The sequence below is a fragment of the Streptomyces sp. UH6 genome, assembly GCF_013421635.1.
GTDB lineage: Bacteria > Actinomycetota > Actinomycetes > Streptomycetales > Streptomycetaceae > Streptomyces > Streptomyces abyssomicinicus.
In genome coordinates, this window is the sequence record NZ_JACADT010000695.1 from 1 (window position 1) to 3,053 (window position 3,053).

The following is a 3,053-nucleotide window of genomic DNA, read 5'->3' on the forward strand; positions in this document are numbered from 1 at the left end:
GGCGGCACCGGCGCCGCCCGGCTCGCCCAGTTCAACAGCGCCTTCGGCACCGGCGGCCCGGCCTGCACCATCCGCACCGTCGAGAAGATGACCGGTGTGCGGATCGACCACCACATGATCATCGACTTCCACGGCTTCAAGGAGATGGTCGACGCCGTCGACGGCGTCGACATGTGCCTGAGCGAGCCGGTGCGCGACAAGGCGGCCCGGCTGGACCTCCCCGCCGGGCGCGTCACCCTCGACGGCGAGCAGGCCCTCGGCTGGGTCCGCGCCCGCAAGTCCCTCGGCGACGGCAGCGACACCGCGCGGATGGAACGCCAGCAGCGGTTCCTGGGCGCGCTGGTGCAGAAGGTCCGCAGCGACCACGTCCTCCACAACCCGCTGAAGCTCTACCCGGTGCTGCACGCGGCGACCTCCGCGCTGACCACCGACCCGGGCCTCGCGGGGCTGCGGGACCTGTACGGGTTCGTGCGCGAGGTGCGCGGCATCCCCTCCGAGCGCATCCTCTTCACCACCGTCCCGCGGGAGCCGTACCCGGCCGACCCCAACCGGGACCGGCTGCTCGAGCCGGCCGCCGACCGGCTCTTCGAGCTGCTGCGCCACGACCGCCCGGTCACGGTCACGGAGCGGACGGCCACCGGGCGGACCGGCGCGCGCGGCACCCCCGCGCAGCCGTCGCCCGCCCCCTCCTTCACCGGCTCCACGGCCGCCGAGGACCCCTGCGCGTAACGGAGCGGTCGCCTCCGTCGAACCCCCGTGCTACCGGCAGGTAAAACCATGGCCAAGGCGTAGCTCTGTGGCAGAAGAATGCGGCGGATTGCCCGCTTGTAGGGAAGTGGAATGTGTCACCGTCGTCGCTCCCTGCCGTTGTGGGCGGATAGTGTGAGCGATCCGGTGCCCCGGTCGGGAGGTCCGTCCTGCGGTCGGCACCATGACGAGACCCCGCGCCTGGGGGAAGGCGCCGTGGCCCCGACGGAGGATTCAACAACCGTGGACGCGCATGGCCGTGGACGGGCGGACAACATCGATCCCGCCGACCAGTGGGTGCTCAACCCGCAGACCGGCGAGTACGAACTGCGACTGAGCCATCCCGCTCCGCAGTCACCGCCGGTGCCGAGCCCACGCCGTCCGGCCCCTCGCGAGGGGGGTGTGCCGCGTGACCGCACCGCGCACGAGAGCGGCTACGGCAGCGAGGCGCCCGCCCGGCAGCGTCCGGGCCGCGACGTGCCGCAGCCGCGCAGACGGCGCGCCGAACCCGAGGATCCGGAGCCCGGCCGCCGCCGCGGCCGCCCCAAGAAGAAGAGCAAGGGCAAGAAGATCCTCGCCTGGACCGGCGGCACGCTGGCCTTCGTGATCGTCACGACGGCGGGCTTCGGCTACTGGTACATCCAGGACCTCGAGGACAACATCAGCAAGACCGCCTGCGGCGGCGACGCCTGTTCGGACTCGTTCTCCGCGGACGAGGCGTTCAACCTCCTGATCATCGGCACCGACAAGCGGACCGGGGCAGGCAACGCCGGCTACGGCGACAAGAACAGCCCCGGCCACGCCGACACCACGCTGCTGCTGCACGTGGCCGAGGACCGCAGCAACGCCACGGTGATGAGCATCCCGCGTGACCTGGTCACCGACATCCCGGACTGCGAGACCACGCTGGAGGACGGCACCACCGAGGTCGTCCCGGGCACGGCGAACACCCGCTTCAACGAGAGCCTCGGGCAGAACGGCCGGGACGCCAGCTGCACGGCGCGGACCGTCAAGGAGTTCACCGGCATCCAGGTCGACCACTTCATGGTGGCCGACTTCAACGCCGTCAAGACGCTGACCACGGCGATCGACGGCGTCGAGGTCTGTGTCGAGGAGGCGGTCGACGACCCCAAGTCGCACCTGAAGCTGCCGGCCGGCAAGTCGACCATCGAGGGCGAGGAGGCCCTCGCCTTCCTGCGCACCCGGTACAGCTTCGGCAACTCCGGCGACCTGGACCGCATCAAGGCCCAGCAGCAGTTCCTCGGCTCGATGATGCGGAAGATGTCCTCGGGCGACACCCTCTCCAGCCCGACCAAGCTCAACAACCTCGCCCAGGCCGCGACCAAGGCGCTCACGGTCGACGCCGCGATCGGCAAGGTCTCGGTGCTGAAGGACATGGCACTGGAGATCAACGAGGTCAAGCCGAAGAACATGTCCTTCATGACGGTCCCGGTCATCGACAACCCGGCGGAGCCCACGCCGGTCACGGTGGTGCCCGACCCGTCGAAGGCCCCGCAGGTCTTCCAGATGATCCAGGAGGACGTCTCCTTCACCGAGGTGAAGAGGAAGAAGAAGGAGCAGAAGGACGCCGAGGCCGCCCGGCTCGAGGGCAGCAAGGCTCCGGCCTCCGAGGTGCGGGTGCGGGTGCTCAACGGCAGCGGCAAGAGCGGCGCCGCCCAGTCCACCCTGACGTGGCTGCAGACCCAGCAGGGCGTCAGCAGGTCGGAGAACGGCGGCAACGCCGACGCGACGCAGAAGAAGACGACCCTCGAGTACGCCCCGGACCAGGCCGACCAGGCCCGCGCGCTGGCCGCCATGATGGGCCTGCCGGGCTCGGCGCTCAAGGAGGGCGAGAGCACCGACAACGCCCAGGGGATGCCGACCATGACCCTGATCCTCGGCAAGGACTTCAAGGGGGCGGGCGTGCCGCTGACCGCGCCGACGGAGGCGCCGGAGGGCGTCGACAAGTCCACGGCGGACAAGGCCCAGTGCGCCAAGTAGGGGTGGGGCGCGCCCGGTAGGCGGGAGCCGGGCAGCGGTCCGGGCTGCGGGCCGGGCACGCGCCGGACACGGGCGTGCGGGAAGTAACAGCGTTTACCGCGCAACGAATTGGCCGCCTCGCGCATCTCACAGACGGGATTGCGCGGGGCGGTCCCGTAGGCGGAGACAGGTGGGGAGGCACATATGGCAGAGACGCGTGTGCGCGGTGAGGACCGGCGCCGCGGCTCCGCGGGGGGCGCGGCCGACCTGGGGTGGGACGACAGCCTGTACGAGGCGGACCGCCCGGGGGACGGACCGGCCGGCCG

General features: G+C 71.2%; 2 protein-coding genes. Both read left to right on the forward strand.

From position 1 onward, the window contains the following. Positions 1-729: LCP family protein (locus tag HW445_RS24395; RefSeq protein WP_180223097.1), on the forward strand; the 729-nt coding region annotated here is incomplete at its 5' end. Positions 730-990: 261 nt separating this feature from the next. Next, complete coding sequence (locus tag HW445_RS24400) at positions 991-2,748, forward strand: LCP family protein (protein WP_180223098.1); 1,758 nt, start codon at positions 991-993, stop codon at positions 2,746-2,748. Positions 2,749-3,053 lie beyond the last annotated feature (305 nt).